The sequence below is a fragment of the Azoarcus sp. PA01 genome (assembly GCA_001274695.2).
Lineage (GTDB): Bacteria > Pseudomonadota > Gammaproteobacteria > Burkholderiales > Rhodocyclaceae > Aromatoleum.
In genome coordinates this window covers 386,951-408,987 of sequence record LARU01000004.1, presented here as the reverse complement: position 1 = coordinate 408,987, position 22,037 = coordinate 386,951, and the positions used below count along the sequence as shown (strand labels likewise).

The 22,037-nt window shown below is 66.9% G+C and carries 18 protein-coding genes and 1 pseudogene; 11 read left to right on the top strand and 8 right to left on the bottom strand.

Annotated features, from left to right (window positions below):
- Positions 1-16: 16 nt before the first annotated feature.
- From PA01_14050 to PA01_14030, 5 genes are all read right to left on the bottom strand, one after another.
- On the bottom strand, positions 17-772 hold the full coding sequence (locus PA01_14050; GenBank protein ID KON79621.1) for a fused MFS/spermidine synthase: 756 nt from the start codon (positions 770-772) through the stop codon (positions 17-19).
- Entirely contained in the window at positions 769-3,330 is a 2,562-nt protein-coding gene (gene mutS / locus PA01_14045) for a DNA mismatch repair protein MutS (protein ID KON79620.2), read from the bottom strand. Before mutS ends, PA01_14050 begins: the two co-directional genes overlap by 4 nt.
- A 372-nt stretch (positions 3,331-3,702) precedes the next feature.
- Positions 3,703-4,023, bottom strand: coding sequence for a type II toxin-antitoxin system YafQ family toxin (locus PA01_14040; GenBank protein KON79619.1), 321 nt, complete (start codon positions 4,021-4,023; stop codon positions 3,703-3,705).
- The gene (locus PA01_14035; protein KON79618.1) at positions 3,995-4,273 is read right to left on the bottom strand and encodes a type II toxin-antitoxin system RelB/DinJ family antitoxin; all 279 of its coding nucleotides are present in this window, start codon (positions 4,271-4,273) and stop codon (positions 3,995-3,997) included. The genes PA01_14040 and PA01_14035 overlap by 29 nt, the downstream gene beginning before the upstream one ends.
- A gap of 363 nt (positions 4,274-4,636) precedes the next feature.
- Positions 4,637-5,458, bottom strand: coding sequence for an IclR family transcriptional regulator (locus PA01_14030; protein ID KON80355.2), 822 nt, complete (start codon positions 5,456-5,458; stop codon positions 4,637-4,639).
- A gap of 357 nt (positions 5,459-5,815) precedes the next feature.
- On the opposite strand from PA01_14030, the gene pta reads away from it, so the two are divergent.
- Together pta and PA01_14020 are read left to right on the top strand one after the other, a co-directional pair.
- Positions 5,816-6,880, top strand: coding sequence for a phosphate acetyltransferase (gene pta, locus PA01_14025; GenBank protein ID KON79617.1), 1,065 nt, complete (start codon positions 5,816-5,818; stop codon positions 6,878-6,880).
- Between the two features lie 94 nt (positions 6,881-6,974).
- Positions 6,975-7,736, top strand: a complete 762-nt coding sequence (locus PA01_14020) for a sulfite exporter TauE/SafE family protein (protein KON79616.1) — start codon at positions 6,975-6,977, stop codon at positions 7,734-7,736.
- A 10-nt stretch (positions 7,737-7,746) separates the two neighbouring features.
- Here PA01_14020 and PA01_14015 read toward each other — a convergent pair whose 3' ends face one another.
- Positions 7,747-8,598 carry an IclR family transcriptional regulator gene (locus tag PA01_14015; GenBank protein ID KON79615.1) on the bottom strand — a complete coding sequence of 284 codons (852 nt, stop codon included), beginning with the start codon at positions 8,596-8,598 and terminating at the stop codon, positions 7,747-7,749.
- Between the two features lie 154 nt (positions 8,599-8,752).
- On the opposite strand from PA01_14015, the gene PA01_14010 reads away from it, so the two are divergent.
- The 3 genes from PA01_14010 (at position 8,753) to PA01_14000 (ending at position 12,479) form a co-directional block, all read left to right on the top strand.
- Entirely contained in the window at positions 8,753-10,393 is a 1,641-nt protein-coding gene (locus PA01_14010) for a choline dehydrogenase (GenBank protein KON79614.1), read from the top strand.
- A gap of 48 nt (positions 10,394-10,441) precedes the next feature.
- Positions 10,442-11,767, top strand: coding sequence for an MHS family MFS transporter (locus PA01_14005; GenBank protein ID KON79613.1), 1,326 nt, complete (start codon positions 10,442-10,444; stop codon positions 11,765-11,767).
- A gap of 334 nt (positions 11,768-12,101) precedes the next feature.
- On the top strand, positions 12,102-12,479 hold the full coding sequence (locus tag PA01_14000) for a hypothetical protein (protein ID KAI5912328.1): 378 nt from the start codon (positions 12,102-12,104) through the stop codon (positions 12,477-12,479).
- An 80-nt stretch (positions 12,480-12,559) separates the two neighbouring features.
- Here PA01_14000 and PA01_13995 read toward each other — a convergent pair whose 3' ends face one another.
- Positions 12,560-14,290 (bottom strand): cobalt chelatase, encoded by a 1,731-nt coding sequence (locus PA01_13995; GenBank protein KON80354.2) that lies wholly within the window; start codon positions 14,288-14,290, stop codon positions 12,560-12,562.
- Positions 14,287-15,264, bottom strand: coding sequence for an AAA family ATPase (locus tag PA01_13990; GenBank protein ID KON79612.2), 978 nt, complete (start codon positions 15,262-15,264; stop codon positions 14,287-14,289). Before PA01_13990 ends, PA01_13995 begins: the two co-directional genes overlap by 4 nt.
- Positions 15,265-15,520: 256 nt before the next feature.
- On the opposite strand from PA01_13990, the gene PA01_13985 reads away from it, so the two are divergent.
- From PA01_13985 to PA01_13960, 6 genes and pseudogenes are all read left to right on the top strand, one after another.
- Entirely contained in the window at positions 15,521-16,948 is a 1,428-nt protein-coding gene (locus PA01_13985) for an amino acid permease (protein ID KON79611.1), read from the top strand.
- Between the two features lie 373 nt (positions 16,949-17,321).
- Positions 17,322-19,132, top strand: a pseudogene (gene xsc, locus PA01_13980) (sulfoacetaldehyde acetyltransferase).
- Positions 19,133-19,212: 80 nt separating this feature from the next.
- The gene (locus PA01_13975) at positions 19,213-20,250 is read left to right on the top strand and encodes a putative sulfate exporter family transporter (protein ID KON79610.1); all 1,038 of its coding nucleotides are present in this window, start codon (positions 19,213-19,215) and stop codon (positions 20,248-20,250) included.
- A gap of 31 nt (positions 20,251-20,281) precedes the next feature.
- Positions 20,282-20,569, top strand: a complete 288-nt coding sequence (gene thiS, locus PA01_13970; protein KON80353.2) for a sulfur carrier protein ThiS — start codon at positions 20,282-20,284, stop codon at positions 20,567-20,569.
- Between the two features lie 25 nt (positions 20,570-20,594).
- Positions 20,595-21,422, top strand: coding sequence for a thiazole synthase (locus PA01_13965; GenBank protein ID KON79609.1), 828 nt, complete (start codon positions 20,595-20,597; stop codon positions 21,420-21,422).
- Between the two features lie 167 nt (positions 21,423-21,589).
- Complete coding sequence (locus tag PA01_13960; GenBank protein ID KON79608.1) at positions 21,590-22,006, top strand: nuclear transport factor 2 family protein; 417 nt, start codon at positions 21,590-21,592, stop codon at positions 22,004-22,006.
- Positions 22,007-22,037 lie beyond the last annotated feature (31 nt).

The following is a 22,037-nucleotide window of genomic DNA, read 5'->3' as shown; positions in this document are numbered from 1 at the left end:
GCGAGCGGAGGCGCGGCTACAGGATCAGTCGGCCGCCCGGCAGGCTGCCCGCCTGTTCGAGGCGGGCGACGGTCGGGCCGAGGTCGAGGCCGGTGCGGTCCTTCAATGCCCGGGCACGTTCGCGCAGCTCCGTCACCGGCACCGCGATCTCTTCGCCTTGCGCGCCGAAGGCGACGACGTTGCCGCTGTCGCACGACGGAAACGCGATCGCGCGGTTCTCGAACGCGTCGATGATCCGCTCGACGCTGGCGCGAAACCCGCGCGACCGGCCGAAGAGGTTCGTCGACATCAGTCCCGCGTCCGACAGGCGCGCACGTGCTGCAGCGTAGAACGGTGCAGTGTCGAGCGCGCCGGCGCGGGCATGGCGGTCAAAGCCATCGACGAGGATCAGGTCGAAGCAGTGGTCGGTTTCCATCACGTAGCGGGCGCCGTCGCCGACGTGGATCGAAAAGCGTGCGTCCTCGGGCGGCAGGCGGAAGAACTGGCGGGCCGCCGCGACGACCTGCGCTTCGATCTCGACGACCTGGATGCGCGTCTGTGGACAGTGCCGATGCATAAAACGCACCAGGGAGGCGGCGCCCAGTCCTATCACCAGCGCGTTGCGCGGCCACGTGTCGGCATCGCGCAGCAGCAGGCCGGCCATCATCTCGCGCGTATAGGCGAGTTCGAGCGCATGCGGCCGGCGGATGCGCATCGCGCCCTGGATCCATTCCGAGCCGAAATGAAGATAGCGGACGCCGCGGTCTTCGCTGATGTCGATCGGAGTGCTCATGCGATCATCCGTTTCAGCGCGTACAGGCGTTCGAGCGCCTCGCACGGGCTCAGGGTGTCGGGGTCGAGTTCGGCCAGCGCGGTGAGGGCCGGGTGCGACGGCGCGGCGGATTCGCACTCCGGCAGCGCGGCAAAAAGGTCCGCCTGGGGCCCATTGCCGACTTCGCGGTTCTCGAGCGCGCGCAGGCGCCGCTTCGCCTCGCGCACGACCGAGCCCGGAATGCCGGCGAGCGCCGCGACTTCGATGCCGTAGCTCTGGCTCGCCGGTCCGTCCTCGACTGCATGCAGGAACACGATGCGGTGCGCGTGCTCGACCGCGTCGAGATGCACGTTCGCGCATTCCGGGTAGTCGCCGTTGAGGCGCGTGAGCTCGAAGTAATGGGTCGCAAACAGTGTCAGGCAGCGGTTCTTTTCGAGCAGGTGGCGGGCGATCGCGAACGCCAGCGCGAGCCCGTCGAAAGTCGACGTGCCGCGCCCGATCTCGTCCATCAGCACGAGGCTCTGTTCGGTCGCGCCGTGCAGGATCGCCGACGCCTCGGTCATCTCGACCATGAACGTCGAGCGGCCCGAGGCCAGATCGTCGGATGCGCCGATGCGGGTGAAGATCGCGTCGAGCGGGCCGAGGCGCGCGCTTTGCGCCGGCACGAACGCGCCGACGTGGGCGAGCAGCGCGATCAGCGCGACCTGGCGCATGAACGTGGATTTGCCGCCCATGTTCGGCCCGGTGATCATCAGCATGCGGCGCGTCGGCGCGAGACGGCAATCGTTGGAAATGAAGTCTTCGACCTGCCGCTCCACGACCGGATGGCGCCCCCCCACGATGTCGATGCCGGGCTGCTCGGAAAACTGCGGGCAGACGTAGCCGTGGCGCACCGCGGTTTCGGCAAATGCGCCGAGCCCGTCGAGGCCTGCGAGCGCGCGGGCGATGCGCTGCAGCGCCGGGATCTGCGCGGCGAGCGTTTCGAGCAGCGCTTCATAGAGCAGCTTCTCGCGCGCGAGTGCGCGCTCCTGGGCCGACAGGGCCTTGTCCTCGAACGCCTTCAATTCCGGCGTGATGTAGCGCTCGGCGTTCTTCAGCGTCTGGCGGCGGCGGTAGTCGTCCGGCACTTTGCCGGTGTTCGCGTGGCTCACTTCGATGTAGAAGCCATGCACCTTGTTGAATTCGACTTTGAGGTTCGCGATGCCGCTGCGTTCGCGTTCGCGCGCTTCGAGCGCCAGCAGGAATTCGCCGCAGTTCGACTGGATGCCGCGCAGTTCATCGAGCTCGGCGTCGAACCCCGCAGCGATCACGCCGCCGTCGCGCACTGCCGCGGCCGGCTCCGCGGCGACGGCGCGCACGAGGAGATCGAGCGCGTCGTGCGGCACCGCGATCGCGACGAGCAGGTCGCAAAGCAGCGCGGCCTGCGGGGCGCCGAGCGCGGCGTGCAGTTCCGGCAGGCGTGCGAGGCTGTCGCGCAGCGCCGCGAGATCGCGCGGCCTCGCGCTGCGCAGCGCGATTCGCGCCGTGATGCGATCGACGTCGGCCACTCCGCGCAGCGCGGCGCGGACGCCGCCGAGCATCCGGGCGTCACCGGTGTCCGCGGGGGCGGCGGCGTCCGCGCCGGCGAGTTCACCGACGGCGCCGTGGCGCTGCGCGGCAAGTGCGCGGTCGCGCAGCGGATGATGCAGCGCATGTCGCAGCCAGCGCGAACCCATGCTGGTGATGCATGAATCGAGCAGCGAGAACAGCGTCGGCGACGCTTCGCCGCGCAGGGTTTCGGTCAGCTCCAGATTGCGCCGCGTCGCGGCATCGAGGCGCAGGTATTCGGCTTCGCGCTCGACGCGCAGTCCGGTGACGTGCTCGAGGCTCTGGCGCTGCGTGCTGCGCGCATACTCGAACAGCGCCGCCGCGGCCGCGAGTGCCACCGGCAGGCCTTCGGCGTCGAAGCCGGCCAGGTCGCGAGTGCCGAAGTGAGCGGTCAGCAGGCGTTCGCCGTTGGCCGCGTCGAATTGCCAGTCGGCAAGCCTGCGCAGCACCGGCGACAGCGATTCGACCAGCGGCAGCGCCAGCCCGTCCGGCACCAGCACTTCGGCCGGGCGCAGCCGTTCGAACTGCGCCTGCAACTGCTCGGCAGGACAATCCATCACCCGCAGATCGCCATTGGCGAGATTGAGCCACGCGAGCCCGAGCACCCCGCGGTGCAGCGTCGCTGCGAGCAGCAGCGAGTCGGCGCGATCGTCGAGCAGCGCCGCGTCGGTCAAGGTGCCGGGTGTCACGATGCGGCTCACCGCGCGCTCCATCGGCCCCTTGGTCGCTCCCGGCTCGCCGACCTGCTCGGCGATCACGACCGATTCGCCGAGCTTCACGAGCCGCGCGAGGTATTGCTCGACCGCATGGAACGGCACGCCGGCCATTCGGATGGGCGTGCCGGCCGACTGCCCGCGCGTCGTCAGCGTGATGTCGAGCAGCCGCGCGGCCTTCTCCGCGTCATCGAAGAACAGCTCGTAGAAGTCGCCCATGCGATAGAACAGCAAGGTGTCCGGATGCTGCGCCTTGATGCGCAGATACTGCTGCATCATGGGACTGACGCTTGATGCTTCAGTTGTTTGATTGTTCAGGGTCTTGTTCATCAATCCGCGAGAACACCTTGATATTCGAGTATGCCGTCCGGCTCGTTCGCATAGCGGCGAGATCCGACAACGCCCGTCTGCACTTGCCGGTTCAGCGTAGCTTGTCGGGTAGGTGAGGTGCCGCCGCTGGGCACGAGTCGCTCAGTCGAGGCGACAACCGTGCCGCCTGCTGTACCTGCAAGGCGCTTCATATCGGCAAGCGTGACCGGGGCAGCATGTTACCAGCCCGGACCGAGCCGGGCGCAGGGCATCGACCGACTCAATGTCGGTCTCGGCACGTGACCAGGCCGCTGGGATCGAACTGCGGCCGTTGTCCGCCCGTCATTCCTCGAATAATTCGGAATGCGTACCCGCACGTACGAAGACAATGGCGTCGCCATTCAGCCGGTAGATCAGCAGAAAATCGCCGCCGATGTGACATTCCCGATGATCAGCCCAGTCGCCCTTCAGCGGATGATCGCTCCACTCGGGGCCCGGAGGCGAATCATTGGCGATGAGCAGCAGCATCGCCTCCTTCAGACGCTTGAGATCATAACGGCCCGAGCGGGAAAGACGGTCCCAGTCCTGGAGGAAGGTCTTCGTGTAGTCGCACGCCCTGGGCGGCACGGCCCGCTTACTGCTGGCGGGCCTTTTCGAGGTCATCGATCAGGGCAGCCGCGGAATCGAAACGCACAGCGCGGGCCTTCATCATCGCGCGGGCTTCTTCCATCGCCTCGCGCGTCCTTGCATTGGGAACCTTGAGCTCCAACGGGAAAGCCTGATCGCTGACCACGCGCTTTAGCAAGATCCGCACCGCATCCGACACGGACAGTCCCATGGCTGCCAGAGCCTGGGTGGCTTGCGTCTTAGTCTCCTCGTCCACCCGGACGTGCAGCATCGTCGAATGGGCCATAATCGGATCCTCCACTTCGCTGCATTGTGTATCGCAATTGCGATACCGGCAAGTGGCTCAGCCGAGCGGCGCGTCATTGCGCGGTAACGTTCAGAACCCCTCGCCCCCCCACCTCGACGAACTCGCCAAGAGCAGCCTGGCAGTGTGGCCATCGCTGCCCTTGATGAGAGTTTCTTCCGGGTGCGATTCGACCGCATGACGCTTCTGGAGCGTAGGGCTTGGGCCGCGACGTTCCGGCAATATTGCCGCCGTCCTTGGCCGGGAGGTTTCGGCCCGGTGGGTTGCTTCGGCGCAAGCAAACTGCTTCCCCAGCCTCAAGCGCGCTGCTCGGCAAGCGTGAACCGAGCACCGCGCGGTCTTCGACTACGCTTCGTGGCGTCGCCGCTCCGCCGCGCCGCTGCGCTCGATGCTTGCAAGGGCCTCCGCTGCCCGTTCCAGGGCCGGCAGGAAGCTCAGCGCCTTCTCTCGCGGAAAGCGCATGATCGGAGCCTGGATCGCAAGGCCCATGTTGCAGTGACGGCCCTGCGACGGAACCAGCACGCCGATGCACTGCAAACCCGGGAGGAATTCCTCATTGTCGAGTGCGTATCCGCTGCGCTTGACTTCCTCGATTTCGCGTTCGAGCGCGTCGAAATCCGTGATGGTGTTGGCGGTGAATTTCTCGAGCGGAACATGTGCGAGCAGGCGACGCCGTTGTGCGGGCGTCATCTGGGCAAGGAACAACTTGCCGGTCGCGGAGCAGTGCACCGGCACACGGGAACCGGGCTGGAGGTAGAAGCGCAACGGCGCCGGGGACTCCAGTCGGTCGAGGTACATGACTTCGCTGCCGGAGAACGCGGTGATGTTGCAGCTCTCGCCGACTTCCTCGACGAGCTGGCGCAGCACGACGTGGCGCGCGCCGTGCGTCGTACTGTTGAGGAGGAGGTTCTCGGCCAGGCGCCGCAACCGCACGCCGGTGCTGTAGTGGCGGCCGTCGCCTTCGCGTTGGAGCATGCCTTCCGATTCGAGCTGCTGCAGCATGCGGTGCAGTGTCGGCTTCGGCAGCCCCGTCTCCTCGACGAGGCTCTGCAGCGAGAACGTCTCATCCTTTTCGGCAATGACTTCCAGCAGGCTGAAGAGCCGCATTGTCGGGGTGTCGCCGTCGAGCCGGGCGGGCTCGGCGCGCAGGCTGGCCGGGTTCTTCATGATATGGCTCCTTCGGGTTAGGTATTTCATTAAATAATACCCCGCGTACCGTTTTATGGAAATAACAGTTGACGGCCGTCGCTGGTCCGCTTAAATTTGAGTCATGTTCCATAAAGCGGTACAAAACGTACCGAAAACAGAAAAATGAAAGGAGATCGGACTTGAACCGCGACAGCAGCCACGGCGAACGCGCCGACGATCGTCCTTATCGACAGCTGGTTCTGCGCGCGTCCGTAGCAAGGCGTCGGCCACGCATTTGAAGCTCCCTCCTCAGCCCCCGCCGATCGCGCGGGGCCGGGATTTAGCCGGAACGGAACTCCCTCGGCCGTTCCGGCGTTTTTTTTGCGGATGGATCGAATGAAGGCAATCTACCGGATCATCGACAACGCGCGCGCCCGGCCCGGACGCGTCGTGCTCAGCGAGGGCGGCGACCCGCGCATCCTCAGGGCCGCCGAGCGGGCCGTGCGCGCCGGCATCGCGCAGATCATCGTCGTCGGCGAGCGTGCCGCGATACGAAAATGCGCCGACGCCGAAGGTATCGAACTCGCCGGCATCGAACTGGTGGACCCGGCCGTCTCGCCGCTCACGGCGGGATTCGCCGACGAACTCCACGCGCTGCGCCGGAACAAGGGCATGAGCCGCGAGGACGCGCAGCGCGCGGTGCTCGATCCGCTGTGCTTCGCGAACCTGATGCTGCGGCTCGGCCTCGCCGACGGCTCGGTCGCCGGCGCGGTGCGAACGACCGCCGACGTCGTCCGCAACGCAATCCAGATCGTCGGCCCGGACCCGTCGTTCAAGCTCGTGTCGAGCTTCTTCCTGATGATGCTGTGCGAGCCGTTCCACAGCCTGAAGGGCGGCCTGATCTTCTCCGACTGCGGCCTGGTCGTCGACCCGGATGCCGAAGCGCTGGCCGAGATCGCGCTGGCGGCGGCCGACAGCGCGCGCAACCTGTTGATGGAAGAGCCGCGCGTCGCGATGCTGTCGTTTTCGACGGGCGGCAGCGCAAAACATGCCGCGGTCGACAAGGTCGCCGACGCCGCACGACGGGTGCGGGCGCAGCGGCCGGCGCTCGCGATCGACGGCGACGTGCAGCTCGACGCGGCGATCGTCGCCGAGATCGCGAACCGGAAGATGCCGGATTCGCAGGTCGGCGGCCGCGCGAACGTGCTCGTGTTCCCGAACCTCGAGGCCGGCAACATCGGTTACAAGCTCGCCGAGCGGGTCGGCGGCGCAGTCGCGATCGGCCCGCTGCTGCAGGGGCTCGCGAAGCCCGCGAACGACCTCTCGCGCGGCTGCAGCGTCGACGACGTCTTCCACGTGATCGCGGTCACGGTCGTGCAGGGGCACGCGGCGGCGGAACGGCGGCGGATGGCCGACGCCAGGGGCGTCGGCGCGCAGGCGGCGGGTCGCGAGACGGCATGAACCCGCGGGCGCTTTCCTCTGTGCTTCGAGCTGCGCTGCCCGGCACGACGCCACTACGGTCCATCGGCTGTCGTCCGCGAGCGAGCGTTCGTCGATGAACCTCGAGACGCTGCTCCCGCTGCTCGCGGTCATCGCGCTCGCGACGTATTTCCAGACCGTCACGGGCTTCGGACTCGGCATGATCGTGATGGGAGCGACGAGCGGCTTCGGCCTCGCATCGATCGCGACGGTCGCGACCGTCGTCAGCCTGATCTCGGTTGCGAACAGCGCGTGCGCGCTGCCGGGCCGGCTGCACCATATCGACTGGCGCATCGCCGGCGCCGCGTCGCTCGGCATCCTGCCGGCGATCCTCGCCGGCGTGCTGCTGCTCGACTTCCTCAGCGGCGCCGCGGCGAACGTGCTGCAGTTCCTGCTCGGCGTCGTGATCCTGCAGGGCAGCATCACGTTCTCGCTGCGTCCGGCGACGCTCGCGACGCGCTCGTCGGAGCGCAGCTTCTTCGCGAGCGGCTTCCTGTCCGGGCTCAGCGGCGGACTCTTCGGCATCGCTGGTCCGCCGCTGATATTTCATTTCTACCGCCAGCCGATGGAGCCGGCCGTGGTGCGCAACATGCTGCTGCTGCTGTTTGCCGTGACGGCCGGAACGCGGTCGCTGTTCACCGCCGCGCAGGGCGGCTTCGATGCCGAGATCCTGACGCTCGCTGCCTTCACGCTGCCGCTGGTCGCGCTCGCGACGCTCGCAGGCAGGCGCTTTCCGCCGGCGCTCGCGCCGCGCACGATGCGCCGCGTCGCGTCGCTGACGCTCGTCGCGATCGGGGTAAGCCTCGTCGTCTCGGCCCTCGGGAGTTTCACGGCCTGAGGGCCATCCGTCACGGCGACGTCACCCCCGGCGACAGCACCGACGCCATCTCGTCCGCGGCCGCGCGCAAATGCGGGACGCAGGTCAGAAGCTCGTCGAGCGACAGCCGCGCGGTTGGCGCGTGACACGCGACCGCCGCGACGACCTTGCGGTCTTTGTCGAACACCGGGACGGCGACCGCGATCATGCCGCGCACGAACTCCTCATTGTCAATACCGATGCCGAGGCGGACCAGGCGGTCGAGCTCGGCGTCGAGCGCGTCGCGCTCGACGAGGGTGCGGGGCGCTGCGCGCGTCAGTGGCAGATGCGCGAGTGTGCGCCGGCGCTCGAGTAGCGACATCGATGCGAGGAAGAGCTTGCCGCTCGCGGTGCAGTGAAGCGGCACCCAGCTTCCGGGCATCAGATGCAAACGCAGCGGCTCGCTCGTCTCGACGCGCTCCACGTAGAGCACGCGCGCGCCATGCGGGACAGTCAGGTTGCAGGTCTCCCCAAGGCGGTTGACCAGCCGACGCAGGATCGAGCGGCAGTGACGGCGCAGGTGCGGACCACGCAGTGTGCGCAGCGCGAGCGCGGCCGCCCGCGGGCCGGGGACGAAACCGGCAGCTGGGCCGCGCAGCACGTAGCCGCCGACTTCCATCGCGCGCAGCAGCCGCATCAGCGTGGGCTTCGGCACCCGCAGGCGCTGCGCGAGCGCCGCAAGAGTCAACGGGTCTGCCGACGCGGAAAGGTGTTCCAGCACGTTCAGCGCGCGCAGCACGCGGACGTCCTCGCCGCCCCCGGCGGGCGATTCGTCGTCGTCGAACCCGTCGTTCGGCGATGCTGCGCTGCGATTTTGAAACGGATCGGATGAGGTTCGTTTCACTTGATGTCCCCAATGCAGTTCGCTGTTGTCTCTGGCTTGCACTGTGCGGAATAGTTGAAACGTCCGCAAGTGAAACGCGGCGTTTCATAAATTATCAATTCCGACGCACAGACGAGCGATCTTCTGCGGTCGGTACAACCAGGAGGCAACAACGATGCAGGACACCGTCGACTACATCGTCGTGGGTGCGGGCTCCGCGGGCTGCGTGGTCGCGAATCGCCTGTCCGCCGACCCCGGTGTACGCGTGCTGCTGCTCGAGGCCGGGGGGCCCGACAGCAATCCATGGATCCACATTCCAGTCGGCTATTTCAAGACGATGCACGATCCGAAGTTTGACTGGTGTTTCGTGACCGAGCCCGACGACGGCATCGCCGGGCGCACGCTGCAGTGGCCGCGCGGCAAGGTGCTCGGCGGATCAAGCTCGCTGAACGGGCTGCTGTACGTGCGCGGCCAGCGCGAGGACTACGACCGCTGGGCCGCGCTGGGCAACACGGGCTGGAGCTACGACGAGGTACTGCCGTACTTCCGGAAGTCCGAGGATCAGGAACGCGGTGCGTCCGAATTCCACGGCGCCGGCGGGCCGCTCAAGGTGTCCGACCTGCGGTTGCGGCGCCCTATCGCCGACTATTTCATCGCCGGAGCGCGCGACCTCGGCATCCCGTTCAACCCCGACTTCAACGGTGCGAGCCAGGAAGGCGTCGGTTATTTCCAGCAGACCGCGCACAAGGGCTTTCGCTGCAGCACCGCGAAAGCTTTCCTGCGCCCGGCGCGCAAGCGTGCGAACCTCCTGGTCGAGACGCACGCACAAACGACGCGGGTGCTGTTCGAAGGCAAGCGCGCGGTCGGGGTCGAGTTCCGCAGGGGCGGACAGTTGCGGCAAGTCAGGGTGCAGCGCGAAGTGATCCTCGCGGCCGGTGCGATCGGCTCGCCGCAGATCCTGCAGTGCTCCGGCGTGGGCCCGCTGAAGCTCCTTGCGGGCGTTGGCGTGCCGGTCGTCTATCACCTGCCGGGCGTCGGCGAAAACCTGCAGGATCACCTGCAGGTGCGGCTCGTGTTCAAGACGCGTCAGCGCACGCTCAACGACGAAGTCAACAGCCCGATCCACAAACTCTGGATCGGGCTGCAGTACATGGTGTCGCGCAGCGGGCCGCTGACGCTCGCGGCGAGCCAGGTCGCGATCTTCACGCGCTCGGCGCCGGACGTCGAGCGTCCCGACATCCAGTTCCACATGCAGCCGCTGAGCGCCGACAAGCCGGGCGAGGGCGCGCATCCGTTCTCGGCTTTCACGGCATCGGTTTGCCAGCTGCGTCCGCACAGCCGCGGACGCGTGGCGATCCGTTCGGCCGACCCGTTGCGCTACCCGGCGATCCACCCGAACTACCTGGCGGACGAGCGCGACCATCCGGTCGTGATCGGCGGCATCAAGGTCGCCCGGCGGATCGCCGAGTCGCCGTCGATGCGCCCGCACATCATTTCGGAGTTCGTGCCGGGCGCGGGCTATCGCAGCGACGACGAGCTTCTCGACGCGGCCCGCCGCTTCAGCCAGTCGATCTACCACCCGGCGGGCACCTGCAAGATGGGCGACGACGCGCTGGCCGTCGTCGATGGCCGCCTGCGCGTGCGCGGAGTCGCCGGGCTGCGCGTGGTCGATGCCTCGATCATGCCGGAGATCGTGTCCGGCAACACCAATGCGCCGACGATCATGATTGCCGAAAAGGCCGCCGACATGATCCTTGCCGACGCGCGGGCACGGCCCGCGTCGATCGTCACGTCGGGAGAACCCGCGCTGATCTGAAAACCCCAGCCGCACCCCCCTATAAAAGGAAGTACAGAGGAGACAAACATGAGCCGTTCTGCAACCAGGGATTCGAAGGAAGTACGCAGGGTCGTCACCGCGAGCCTGATCGGTGCGACGATCGAGTGGTACGACTTCTTTCTGTACGGCGTCGTCGCCGGAATCGTGTTCAACAAGCTCTATTTTCCGGCGTCGGACCCGCTCGTCTCGACGATGCTTGCGTACGGAACTTTCGCGGTCGGTTTTCTCAGCCGGCCGCTGGGCGGCGTGATCTTCGGCCACTTCGGCGACAAGCTCGGCCGCAAGAGCATGCTCGTGATGACGCTGATGATCATGGGCGTCTCGACGGTGCTGATCGGGCTTGTCCCGACGTACGACCACATCGGCATCTGGGCGCCGCTGATCCTGCTCGTGCTGCGCATCGCACAGGGCATTGGCCTCGGCGGCGAGTGGGGCGGCGCGGTGCTGATGGCGTTCGAGTACGCGCCGAAGGAAAAGCGCGGCTTCTACGCAAGCATCCCGCAGATCGGCCTCGCGCTCGGCCTGTGCCTGGCGTCGGGTGTCGTGGCCGGGCTGTCATGGGCGTTGAGCGAGGAGCAGTTCCTGTCGTGGGGCTGGCGCGCCGCGTTCGTGCTGTCCTTCCTGCTCGTGGCGGTCGGCATGTACATCCGCTTGAATGTGATGGAGACGCCGGAGTTCAAAAAGGTGAAGGAGGGCGGCGAGGAGATCAAGCTGCCGATCAAGGAGGTGATCACGAAGTATCCGGGCAACGTGCTGGCGGGGATGGGCGCGCGCTACATCGACGGCGTGTTCTTCAACGTGTTCGGCGTGTTCTCGATCGCGTATCTAACGCAGACGCTTAACCTCAGCCGTACCGACGCGCTGCTCGGCGTGATGGCGGCCGCGTTCGTGATGATCTTCACGATTCCGCTGTTCGGACGGTTGTCGGACAAGGTCGGACGCACGCGAATCTACTTCTGGGGATCGCTGCTGACCGGCCTGTCCGCGTTCGCCGGCTTCTGGTTCATGAAGCACAGCGGCGCCGACATGCTGACCGTGTGGCTCGCGATCATCATTCCGTTCGGGGTGTTCTATGCGTCGATCTACGGCCCGGAAGCCGCGCTGTTCTCGGAGCTCTTCGACGCAAAGGTCCGTTATTCCGGCATCTCGTTCGTCTATCAGTTCTCGGGCATCTTCGCGAGCGGGATCACGCCGATCATCGCGACCTACCTGTTGCAGAAAGGCGGCGGCGAGCCGTGGCTGGTGTGCGCCTATGTGCTGTTCGCGGGGCTCGTGAGCGCGCTGTCGGCAGCGTGGATCGGCCGGAGGAAGCGGGCAGTCGCACAGCTGAAGCCGGCATTCGGTATGCGCTGACGCAGCGCAGGCTGCGCCCTCCGCCGGTTGCGGCGGGGTCGTTGATGCCGGGAGGCTTGCGCCTCCCGGCGTTTTCACGTCGGGGCGCAGTGACCGGGGTAACCGAAACGCGGGCGCGGCGACGCACAGCGATCCGGCTCGTTACACGACGCGTGCGCATTTCCGTGAGCCTGTTGCGCTCGTGCGTCAACCTCAGCCCAGTCACGCCCATATGAAAAGAGACTCTAAGGATATGGCCCCTTATAACCGCATCCGGTTTTATTCTCCTTTCCGTCGTCGCGATGTCCGCTCCCTTCGCAGGTTGCGAGGCACGCGATTCGCGAAAGGAGAACCGATGCTCGAACTGATTTTCGCCGTGAGCGCTGTGATCGTCGCGGTGACGCTTGCGTGCGTGGCGGGCCGGCGTCGCAAGCGCGAAGGGCGGACATGGGTCGAAGCGCAGCCGGAAAACGTCGCACGCCTCTATCTGCGCGCGGCGGGCGAGACCGACGCATACTGGCTGCACGCGCAGATGCGGAACGGGAAGAAGCGGATGATCGCGGCGCCGTGGGAACTCGACGATACGCTGCGTCGCCTCGAGGCGCTCGGCCTCGCGTTATCGCCCGACGACCGCGCGGCGCTCGACGCATCGCTCGTGCGCCATGCCGACCAGCGGGATGAAAGCGGGCGGCGGTCGCGAACGGGCGCGGTCGGCGGCGGCGCGGCGGCTTGAGCTTCAGCCGCGTCCGGGCGCGCTCAGGCGCCTGTCCGGGTTTTCGCCCTTCGCTCTGATTGCTCGGCCAGGGCCGGCGCTCAACGCCGCCGCCGGCCGCCGATGAGTTGCACGAGGTCGGGAAAGAGCGCGTTGTCGAGCCCCTGCGTCAGGTCGGTCGCGAGGCTGCGGCGGTAGAACGGGCTCAGGTCGAGCCCGACGCCGACTCCGACGATCTCGACCGCGCTTTCGCGCTCGCGCCGCGCGACCACCTCCTTCAGGTGGTTGTCGAGATAGAACGGGTCGTTCGCGAGGCCGGTCGCGCTGTCGGACGGGCAGCCGTCGGAGATCACGACGAGGATGCGGCGCGATGCACTCCTCGCGAGCAGCCGGTTGCACGCCCAGTCGACCGCCTCGCCGTCGATGCCTTCGCGAAACAGGTCGCCCTTGAACAGCGCGGCGATATCCGCGCGTGCGCGTCGCCAGCTGCGGTCGGCGTTCTTGAACACCAGGTGGCAGGCCTCGTTGAGCCGCCCCGGATGCCGAGGGCGACCACGACTCACCCAATCGTGATACGCGCGGCCGCCGTTCCACGCGCCGGTCGTGAAGCCGAGCAGCTCCGTAGCGACGTCGATCATCCCGAGCGCGCGGATCAGCACGTCGAGCATCACCGCGACCGGCTCGATGCACGTCTTCATCGACCCCGAGCAGTCGAGCAGGAAGCTCACGACGCAGTCGGCCTGCGGCACGCGGCGTTCGCGGCGGAAGACGCGGCGCTCGGCAGGCGAACTGATGAGCTGCGCGAGGCGCCGGCCGTCGACGTGGCCTTCCTCCTCGCCGAAGCGCCAGCCGTCCTGCGCCGGCCGCGCGAGTACCGCGGCGAACCCGCGCGCAAGGCGCGGCAGATTCACGCCCTGTTCGGCGACGCGCCGATCGAGCCGCTCGCGATACTCGGCGAGCAGCGCGCGGCGCACGAGCGTGCCGGCAGCAACTTCGGTGTCGAAGCGCGTGGTATGGACGCGATACGCGAGCGCGGCGTCCTCGAACACCTTGCTCGCGCCGGTCATTGCGGCAGCGATGCCGTCGTCGTCGTCGTCGCCGTCGTCGAAGTCGAGCAGCAGCGCGAAGCCGCGCTTCACGTCGTCGTCCTGGGGTTCGGCGTCGCCGTCCTGCGCTGCCGCCCGCTCGGCGCGCACGCGTTCGGCGACGACGCGCGCGATCTCGAGCGCGTGCGCCGCATAGGCGCGCTGGTCACGCCGCTCGCGCCGGATGCCGGCGAGCGAGATGCCGAGCGCGGCGGCGAGCGACATCCGCGTGCTCTCGATGTAGTCCTCGGTCTCTTCGAGCACGCGGTAAGCGTTCAGGCGCGACCAGCACATCTGCGCGACGGTGTACAGCAGGATGCCCATGCTGCCTTCGGTGAGGCCGGAGCGGTGGAACGCGCGCGACCAGTTGTCGAAGCGCCGCTGCAGGTTCGCGACGAGGCCCGGCAGCCGGGCGGGGGCGAGCGTTTCGACGCGCAACTGCTCGAGGAGCTCGAACACCAGGCGCTCGACGCCGTCGGCAGGGCACAGGCTCGCGTGCAGCGCCGCGTCCGAATGCAGCAGGCGCAGCGCGGCGCCGTCGGCCGCAGCGCGGCAGTCGGTGAAGCCGTCGGTGCCGGAATCCACCGCGAGGTGGGGTGCATGCAACGCCACGCGCCGTTCGCCGGCGTACAGACGCCCACCGCGGTAGTGCAGTGCCGGCTCGCCGGTCAGCGCGCGCAGCGTCGCCGCGCACAGCGCCTCGACCTTCTGCTGGCGCCGCGCGGACTGCTGAACGCTCGGCATCATTGTGCCGCCGGGTCGCGCATCCACGATTCTTTGAGCTCCTCGCCGAAGCAGCGCTGGTAATACTCGGCGACGATCGGCCGCTCGACCTCGTCGCATTTGTTCAGAAACGACAGCCGGAACGCGAGCGCCGGGTTGCGGAAGATTTCGCAGTTCTCGGCCCACGTGATCACCGTGCGCGGCGACATCAGCGTCGACAGGTCGCCGGCGGCGAAGCCTTTGCGCGTGAGATCGGCGACCGCGACCATCGCGGCGACGAGCTTGCGACCGTTCTCGCAGTTTTTGGCCGGTACTCGCGCGAGCACGATCGCGACTTCCTCGTCGGACGGCAGGTAGTTCAACGTCGCGACGATGTTCCAGCGGTCGATCTGCGCGTGGTTGAGCACCTGGGTGCCGTGATAGAGCCCTGAGAGGTTGCCGAGGCCGACGGTGTTCGACGTCGCGAACAGGCGGAAGTACGGATGCGGACGGATCACGCGGTTCTGGTCGAGCAGCGTGAATTTGCCGTCGCGCTCGAGGATGCGCTGGATCACGAACATCACGTCGGGCCGGCCGGCGTCGTACTCGTCGAAGATCAGCGCGACCGGCCGTTGCAGCGCCCACGGCACGATACCTTCCTGGAACTCGGTGATCTGGCGGCCGTCGCGCACGACGATCGCGTCTTTGCCGACGAGGTCGAGGCGGCTGATGTGGCCGTCGAGATTCACTCGCACGCAGGGCCAGTTCAGGCGCGCGGCGACCTGCTCGATGTGCGTCGACTTTCCGGTGCCGTGCAGGCCCTGGACCATCACGCGGCGGTCGCGCGTGAAGCCGGCGAGGATCGCGAGCGTCACGTCCGGGTTAAAGCGGTAGGCCTCGTCGATCTCCGGCACGTGGTCCTCGCGGGTCGCGAACGCCGGGACTTCGAGGTCCGAATCGATGCCGAACATCGAGCGCACCGACACCTTGCCGTCGGGTTGATCGAGTGCGAGTTCCATCACGGTTGTCTCCTGGGTTTTCTGTTCGGCTCATGATAAGGAAGTTCCGAATAAAGATACAAGTAGTTCCGAAAATAGAAATAAGGTATTGACGAACTGGCGAACCCGTCCTAGATTTCGATAAAAGCGCTGGATGGACAGATAAGGCGCGGCACGGTCGGCGGGAGGCTGGCCGGACGAAGGGCCGCCACGACCGCGCCGCACTCGGCACTCCGGATCGTGGCCTCGAAGCCCGCACCCAACGAGGAGAAGAGACATGGAATCGGAAGCGGTAAATACGGGCGGGCTGCGGCACGGCCTCAAGCAGCGGCACATGACGATGATTGCGCTCGGCGGCGTCATTGGCGCGGGCCTTTTCGTCGGCAGCGGCGTCGTGATCAGGTCGGCGGGGCCGGCGGCGGTGCTGTCGTTCCTGCTCACCGGTGGACTCGTCGTGCTCGTGATGCGAATGCTCGGCGAGATGGCCGTGGCGATGCCCGCGACCGGGGCCTTCTACGAATTCGCCCGCACCGCGTGGTCGGACCGACCCGCCGTCGGCAATCTTGCCGGTTTCCTCACCGGCTGGATGTACTGGTACTTCTGGGTCATTGTCGTCGCGCTCGAGGCGGTGGCCGGCGCCGAGCTCGTGCGCTACTGGCTGCCAGACGTACCGGCGTGGATCATCAGCCTCGTCCTTCTCGTGACGCTGACGATGACCAACCTGGTGTCGGTGAAGTCGTTCGGAGAGTTCGAGTTCTGGTTCGCGTCGATCAAGGTCGCGGCGATCGTCGTGTTCCTGTTCCTCGGGGGGCTCTACGTGTTCGGCATGTGGCCCGAGGTGTCGGCGAACGTGTCGAACCTCACTGCGCACGGCGGCTTCATGCCCAACGGCATCGTGCCGGTGCTGACCGGAGCGGTTGCCGCGACCGGCTTCTATTTCGGCGCCGAGATCGTCACCGTCGCCGCGGCCGAGACGGCCGAGCCGCAGCGCGCGGTCGCGAAGGCGACCAACTCGGTGATCACGCGTGTGCTGTGCTTCTACGTCGGATCGGTATTGCTCGTCGTATGCCTCGTACCGTGGAATTCGGTCGGCATCGCGACGCCCTACGTCAGCGCGCTCAACGCGATCGGCATTCCGGCGGCGGCCCAGATCATGAACGCGATCGTGCTGATCGCGGTGCTGTCGGCGCTGAACTCGGGCCTCTACGCGTCGTCGCGGATGCTGTTCGCCCTGACCCGGCGCGGCGATGCGCCGCAGGTGCTCGCGAAAGTCAGCCGCAACGGCGTGCCGGTTCCGGCGATCCTCGTGGGGACGCTGTTCGGCTACGGCGCAGTCGTGATGTCCTACGTGTCGCCCGACACCGTCTTCGCGTTCCTCGTCAACTCGTACGGCACCGTCGCGATCTTCGTCTATGTGTCGATCGCGATATCGCAGCTGCGCCTGCGCGCGCGTCTCGAAAAGGAAGATCCGGCGCGGCTGCGCGTGAAGATGTGGTGCTACCCCTACCTCACGTGGGTCGCGATCGTCGGCATGCTTTCGATCGTCGTCGCGATGGCCTTCATCCCCGAACAACGCACGCCGCTCGCGCTCGGCGTCGCGAGCCTCGGCATCCTGCTGCTGCTGTACGCGGCCAAAAGCGTCCGGGGCGCGAAGGCAGAGGCGGCGCCGGCCCTGATCGGACGCCAGACGTTCGAGAGAACGTAGACGCGGCGCGCCCCGGACGCATGCGAGAGGCGATGCCGGCGACGTCCGGTCGCGGTCCCGACGGCACCCGAAAGGGTGCCGTTTTCGTTCGCCCGGGTGCGGCTTCGAGGCCCGGGGGCAAAAGTGCGGGTGCAGCGCTCAACACGCCGCCGGGCCGGGCAGTTCCACCGCAGCGCCTGCACGCGGGTCGCCGACCTTGCCCGAAGGTTGCCGGTCTTTGATTTCAAATAAAGAGACGAAAAGTTCTAAAAAACGAAATAAAGTGTTGACGCTTTTTTGCGTGCGGGGTAGATTGTGCTCAAGTATCGAAAAACGGAACTCAGAGTGCCGGAATCGATAACTTCCCACCAACCCGTGAGCAGGAGACAGCAAAATGAGCGAAAAAGACCCCCGCCAAGTCGTGAGCGGCCCGCAGAAGATGACCCCGTCCGAAGCCTTCGTCGAAACGATGGTCGCGAACGGCGTGACCGACATGTTCGGCATCATGGGATCGGCGTTCATGGACGCGATGGACATCTTCGCGCCCGCCGGCATCCGGCTGATTCCCGTCGTGCACGAGCAGGGCGCGGGTCACATGGCGGACGGCTACTCGCGCGTGTCGGGCCGTCACGGCGTCGTGATCGGCCAGAACGGCCCGGGCATCAGCAACTGCGTGACGTCGATCGCCGCGGCGTACTGGGCGCATAGCCCGGTCGTGATCGTCACGCCCGAAACCGGCACGATGACGATGGGCCTCGGCGGCTTCCAGGAATGCAAGCAGCTGCCGATGTTCCAGGAGTTCACGAAGTACCAGGGCCACGTGACCCATCCGGCGCGCATGGCCGAATACACGGGCCGCTGCTTCGACCGCGCGATGAGCGAGATGGGCCCGACCCAGCTCAACATTCCGCGCGACTACTTCTACGGCGAAGTCACGTGCGAGATTCCGAAGCCCAGCCGTCTCGACCGCGGCGCGGGGGCGAAAAGAGCCTCGACGAGGCCGCGGAGCTGCTCGCGACGGCCAAGTTCCCGGTCATCATCTCGGGTGGCGGCGTCGTGATGGCCGATGCCGTCGAGGAGTGCAAGGCGCTCGCCGAGCGGCTCGGGGCGCCGGTCGTCAATAGCTATCTGCACAACGACTCGTTTCCGGCGAGCCACGCGCTGTGGTGCGGCCCGCTCGGCTACCAGGGCTCGAAGGCGGCGATGAAGCTAATGGCGCAGGCCGACGTCGTCGTCGCGCTCGGCTCGCGCCTCGGGCCTTTCGGCACGCTGCCGCAGCACGGCATGGACTACTGGCCGAAGAACGCGAAGATCATCCAGATCGACGCCGACAACAAGATGCTCGGCCTGGTGAAGAAGATCTCGGTCGGCATCTGCGGCGATGCGAAGGCGGCGGCTGTCGCGCTCACGCAGCGCCTGGCGAACCGCAGCCTCGAATGCGACGCGACGAAGGCGCAGCGCGCCGCGAAGATCGCTGCCGAGAAGGCCGCGTGGGAGCGCGAGCTCGACGAATGGACGCACGAGCGCGACCCGTTCAGCCTCGACATGATCGACGAGAACGCGAAGGAGCGTCCGTTCTCGGGCGGCGAGTACCTGCACCCGCGCCAGGTACTGCGCGAGCTCGAAAAGGCGATGCCCGAGGATGTCATGGTGTCGACCGATATCGGCAACATCAACTCGGTCGCGAACAGCTACCTGCGCTTCGAGAAGCCGAGGAGCTTCTTTGCCGCGATGAGCTTCGGTAACTGCGGCTACGCCTTCCCGACGATCATCGGCGCGAAAGTCGCCGCACCGCACCGTCCGGCGGTGTCGTATGCCGGCGACGGCGCGTGGGGCATGAGCCTGATGGAGACGATGACCTGCGTGCGCCACAACATCCCGGTGACCGCAGTCGTGTTCCACAACCGCCAGTGGGGCGCGGAGAAGAAGAACCAGGTGGACTTCTACAACCGCCGCTTCGTCGCCGGCGAGCTTGACAACCAGAGCTTCGCGGAGATCGCTCGCGCGATGGGCGCCGAAGGCATCACCGTCGACCGGCTCGAGGACGTGGGGCCCGCGCTTCAGCGCGCCATCGACCTGCAGATGAACCACGGCAAGACCTGCATCGTGGAAATCATGTGCACGCGCGAGCTCGGGGACCCGTTCCGCCGCGACGCGCTGTCGAAGCCGGTGCGGCTCCTCGACAAGTACAAGGACTACGTCTGACCGGTCCTGACCGCAGGGACACCGGCGGCGCTTCGCGCGCCGGTGTCCCTGCCCGACATCCCACTTCTGACCTCGATCCAATGACCACTCACACGACCTTCGCGCCGCCGGCGATGTTTCACGGGGTGCGCGTGCTGATGCCGGGTTTCATGCTCTGCACGGTGATCGCGATCACGGCGACTTTCGTGTCCGATCACTATGGCGGACCGCAGTTTCTCTATGCGCTGCTGATCGGCATCGCATTCCATTTCCTCGCGGACAGCGAAAAGTGCATCCCGGGGATCGAGGCTTCCGCGAAGAAGCTCGTGCGTTTCGGCGTCGCGCTGCTCGGCGCGCGCATCGTCGCGACCGACGTCAGCGATCTCGGCCTCGTCGGGGTCGGCGCGCTCGTCGGCGCGGTCGTGCTGACGATCACGTTCGGCCTGTTGTTCGCGCGGCTCCTCGGCCTGCCGCCGATGCTCGGCCTGCTGTCGGGCGGAGGCACCGGCATCTGCGGGATCTCGGCGACGCTCGCGATCTCCTCGACGCTGCCGGCAACGCGCGACAACGAGCGCTACACGCTGTTGACCGCGATCGGCGTCGCGATCTTCTCGACCGTCGCGATGGTGCTCTATCCGCTCGTCGTCAAGGCGGCGGGGCTGTCGGTCAGCGAGGCCGGACTCTTCCTCGGCGGTTCGATCCACGACGTCGCGCAGGTCGTCGGCGCGGGCCTGATCATCTCGCCCGAAGTCGGCGATGCGGCGACGCTCGCGAAAATGTTCCGTGTCGCGATGCTGATGCCGGTTGTCGTCGTGCTCGCGATGATGTTCCACGCCGAGCGCAAGCGCGAGCACAGCGCGAACGGCAAGAAGACCCCTGTGCTGCCGCTCTTCCTCGTCGCGTTCGCCGTGCTCGCGACGCTCAACAGCGTCGGCCTGCTACCGCCGGAAGTCGTCGAAGCGAGCTCGAACGTGTCGCGCTGGTGCCTCGTGATCTCGATCGCTGCGCTCGGCGTGAAGACTTCGCTCGAAAAGCTCGCCGAACTCGGCTGGAAGCCGATCGCGCTGCTGTCCGGCGAAGCGCTGTTCGTCGCCGCCTACATGCTCGCGATGGTTTTCGTCGGCCGCGCGCTCGCGTAAACCCCGTTCAACGACTCGCCCGGAGAACCGCATGAACTCTGACGAAAAATTCATCACCGCGAGTGCGCACCTTGACGAGGCGGCGCCGAGCTGTAGCGGCGGTTCCGACGTGCGATCCGTGACGATCGAACTCAACGGCGCCGCACATCAGCTCGGCACGGGGGCGACGCTGCACGACCTGATCGCGAGCCTCGAGCTCGTCGGCAAGCGCGTCGCGGTCGCGGTGAACCGCGAAGTCGTGCCGGCGCCTCGCTGGGGCCAGCGCGCGCTGGGTGCGGCCGACCGCGTCGAGATCGTCGTCGCAATCGGCGGCGGCTAGGAATCAATCAGAAAAGGAGGAGAACATGAAGCTGAACGACACGCCGGACGCCTCGTTGCGGGGGGCGCCGGAGGCCGACGACGGGCTCACCATCGCCGGCAGGACCTATGCGTCGCGCCTCCTGGTCGGCACCGGCAAATACCGCGATTTCGACGAGACGCGCGCAGCGGTCGATGAGAGCGGCACCGGCATCGTCACGGTGACGATCCGGCGCGTGAATATCGGCCAGCGCGCGAACGAGCCGAGCCTGCTCGATGCGGTGCCGCCGGACCGGTTCACGATCCTGCCGAACACCGGCGGCTGCTACAGCGCGAAGGATGCCGTCTACACGCTGCAGCTCGCGCGCGAGCTGCTCGACGGCCACCCGCTGTGCAAGCTCGAAGTGCTCGGCGACGACAAGACGCTGTTCCCGAACATGCCCGAGACGCTGAAGGCAACCGAAGCGCTCGTGAAGGACGGCTTCGAGGTGATGGTGTATTGCAGCGACGACCCGATCCAGGCGCGCATGCTCGAGGACCTAGGCTGCGTCGCGGTGATGCCGCTCGCGAGCCTGATCGGCTCGGGCATGGGCATCCTCAATCCGTGGAACCTGTCGCTGATCATCGAACAGGCGAAAGTGCCGGTGATCGTCGATGCCGGCGTCGGCACCGCGTCGGACGCGGCGGTCGCGATGGAGCTCGGCTGCGACGGCGTGCTGATGAACACCGCGATCGCGGGCGCGCGCGAGCCGATCCGGATGGCGCGCGCGATGCGCCTCGCTGTCGAAGCGGGCCGCGAGGCGTACCTCGCCGGCCGCATTCCGCGCCGCTTCGCCGCGTCGCCGTCCTCGCCGATGGCCGGCCGGATCGCGTGAACCGCGAGGGCGGAACGGGCTGAGTTTCGAAAAAAGACACGACCGGTACCGAAAAACGAAATATGTATTGACAACGTTTAGTGGCGAGCCTAATGTTGATAAAGTTCCGAAAAACGGTACAAGAAGTTTCGTATAAACGATAAAACGAATGCAAGGAGACCGAATTCATGAATACCGCAACCGCCATTCAGCCCCGCAGCGCAGCCACCGCCGAGACTCTCGCAGCCTTCGCAGACGCCTGGAACCGGCATGACCTCGACGCGTTGATGAGCTTCATGACTGACGACTGCGTGTTCCACGCGGTGGGCGGGCCCGACCTGTTCGGCAAGAGCTTCGAAGGCCGCGAGGCGGTGCGCGCGGGCTTCGAGCTGGCGTGGCAGACCTTCCCCGACGCGGCGTGGCGCGACGGTGAGCATTTTGTCTGCGGCGACCGCGGCGTCTCGGAATCGACGTTCAGCGGCACAAAGGTCGACGGCACCCGGATCGAAGCGCGCATGGTCGACGTCTTCACGTTCCGCGACGGCAGGATTGCGGTCAAGAACGCGTACCGGAAGGATCGTCCCCCGGTCGCGAACGCCGGCTGAGCGAGCGGAAGGAACAATCAGGAGTCGGGAC

Bases quoted from the DNA above. Each gene is read 5' to 3' on its own strand.
- PA01_14050 (KON79621.1), bottom strand. From the start codon at position 772: ATGAGCACTCCGATCGACATCAGCGAAGACCGCGGCGTCCGCTATCTT.
- mutS (KON79620.2), bottom strand. From the start codon at position 3,330: ATGATGCAGCAGTATCTGCGCATCAAGGCGCAGCATCCGGACACCTTG.
- PA01_14040 (KON79619.1), bottom strand. From the start codon at position 4,023: ATGACCTCGAAAAGGCCCGCCAGCAGTAAGCGGGCCGTGCCGCCCAGG.
- PA01_14035 (KON79618.1), bottom strand. From the start codon at position 4,273: ATGGCCCATTCGACGATGCTGCACGTCCGGGTGGACGAGGAGACTAAG.
- PA01_14030 (KON80355.2), bottom strand. From the start codon at position 5,458: ATGAAGAACCCGGCCAGCCTGCGCGCCGAGCCCGCCCGGCTCGACGGC.
- pta (KON79617.1), top strand. From the start codon at position 5,816: ATGAAGGCAATCTACCGGATCATCGACAACGCGCGCGCCCGGCCCGGA.
- PA01_14020 (KON79616.1), top strand. From the start codon at position 6,975: ATGAACCTCGAGACGCTGCTCCCGCTGCTCGCGGTCATCGCGCTCGCG.
- PA01_14010 (KON79614.1), top strand. From the start codon at position 8,753: ATGCAGGACACCGTCGACTACATCGTCGTGGGTGCGGGCTCCGCGGGC.
- PA01_14005 (KON79613.1), top strand. From the start codon at position 10,442: ATGAGCCGTTCTGCAACCAGGGATTCGAAGGAAGTACGCAGGGTCGTC.
- PA01_14000 (KAI5912328.1), top strand. From the start codon at position 12,102: ATGCTCGAACTGATTTTCGCCGTGAGCGCTGTGATCGTCGCGGTGACG.
- PA01_13995 (KON80354.2), bottom strand. From the start codon at position 14,290: ATGATGCCGAGCGTTCAGCAGTCCGCGCGGCGCCAGCAGAAGGTCGAG.
- PA01_13990 (KON79612.2), bottom strand. From the start codon at position 15,264: ATGGAACTCGCACTCGATCAACCCGACGGCAAGGTGTCGGTGCGCTCG.
- PA01_13985 (KON79611.1), top strand. From the start codon at position 15,521: ATGGAATCGGAAGCGGTAAATACGGGCGGGCTGCGGCACGGCCTCAAG.
- PA01_13975 (KON79610.1), top strand. From the start codon at position 19,213: ATGACCACTCACACGACCTTCGCGCCGCCGGCGATGTTTCACGGGGTG.
- thiS (KON80353.2), top strand. From the start codon at position 20,282: ATGAACTCTGACGAAAAATTCATCACCGCGAGTGCGCACCTTGACGAG.
- PA01_13965 (KON79609.1), top strand. From the start codon at position 20,595: ATGAAGCTGAACGACACGCCGGACGCCTCGTTGCGGGGGGCGCCGGAG.
- PA01_13960 (KON79608.1), top strand. From the start codon at position 21,590: ATGAATACCGCAACCGCCATTCAGCCCCGCAGCGCAGCCACCGCCGAG.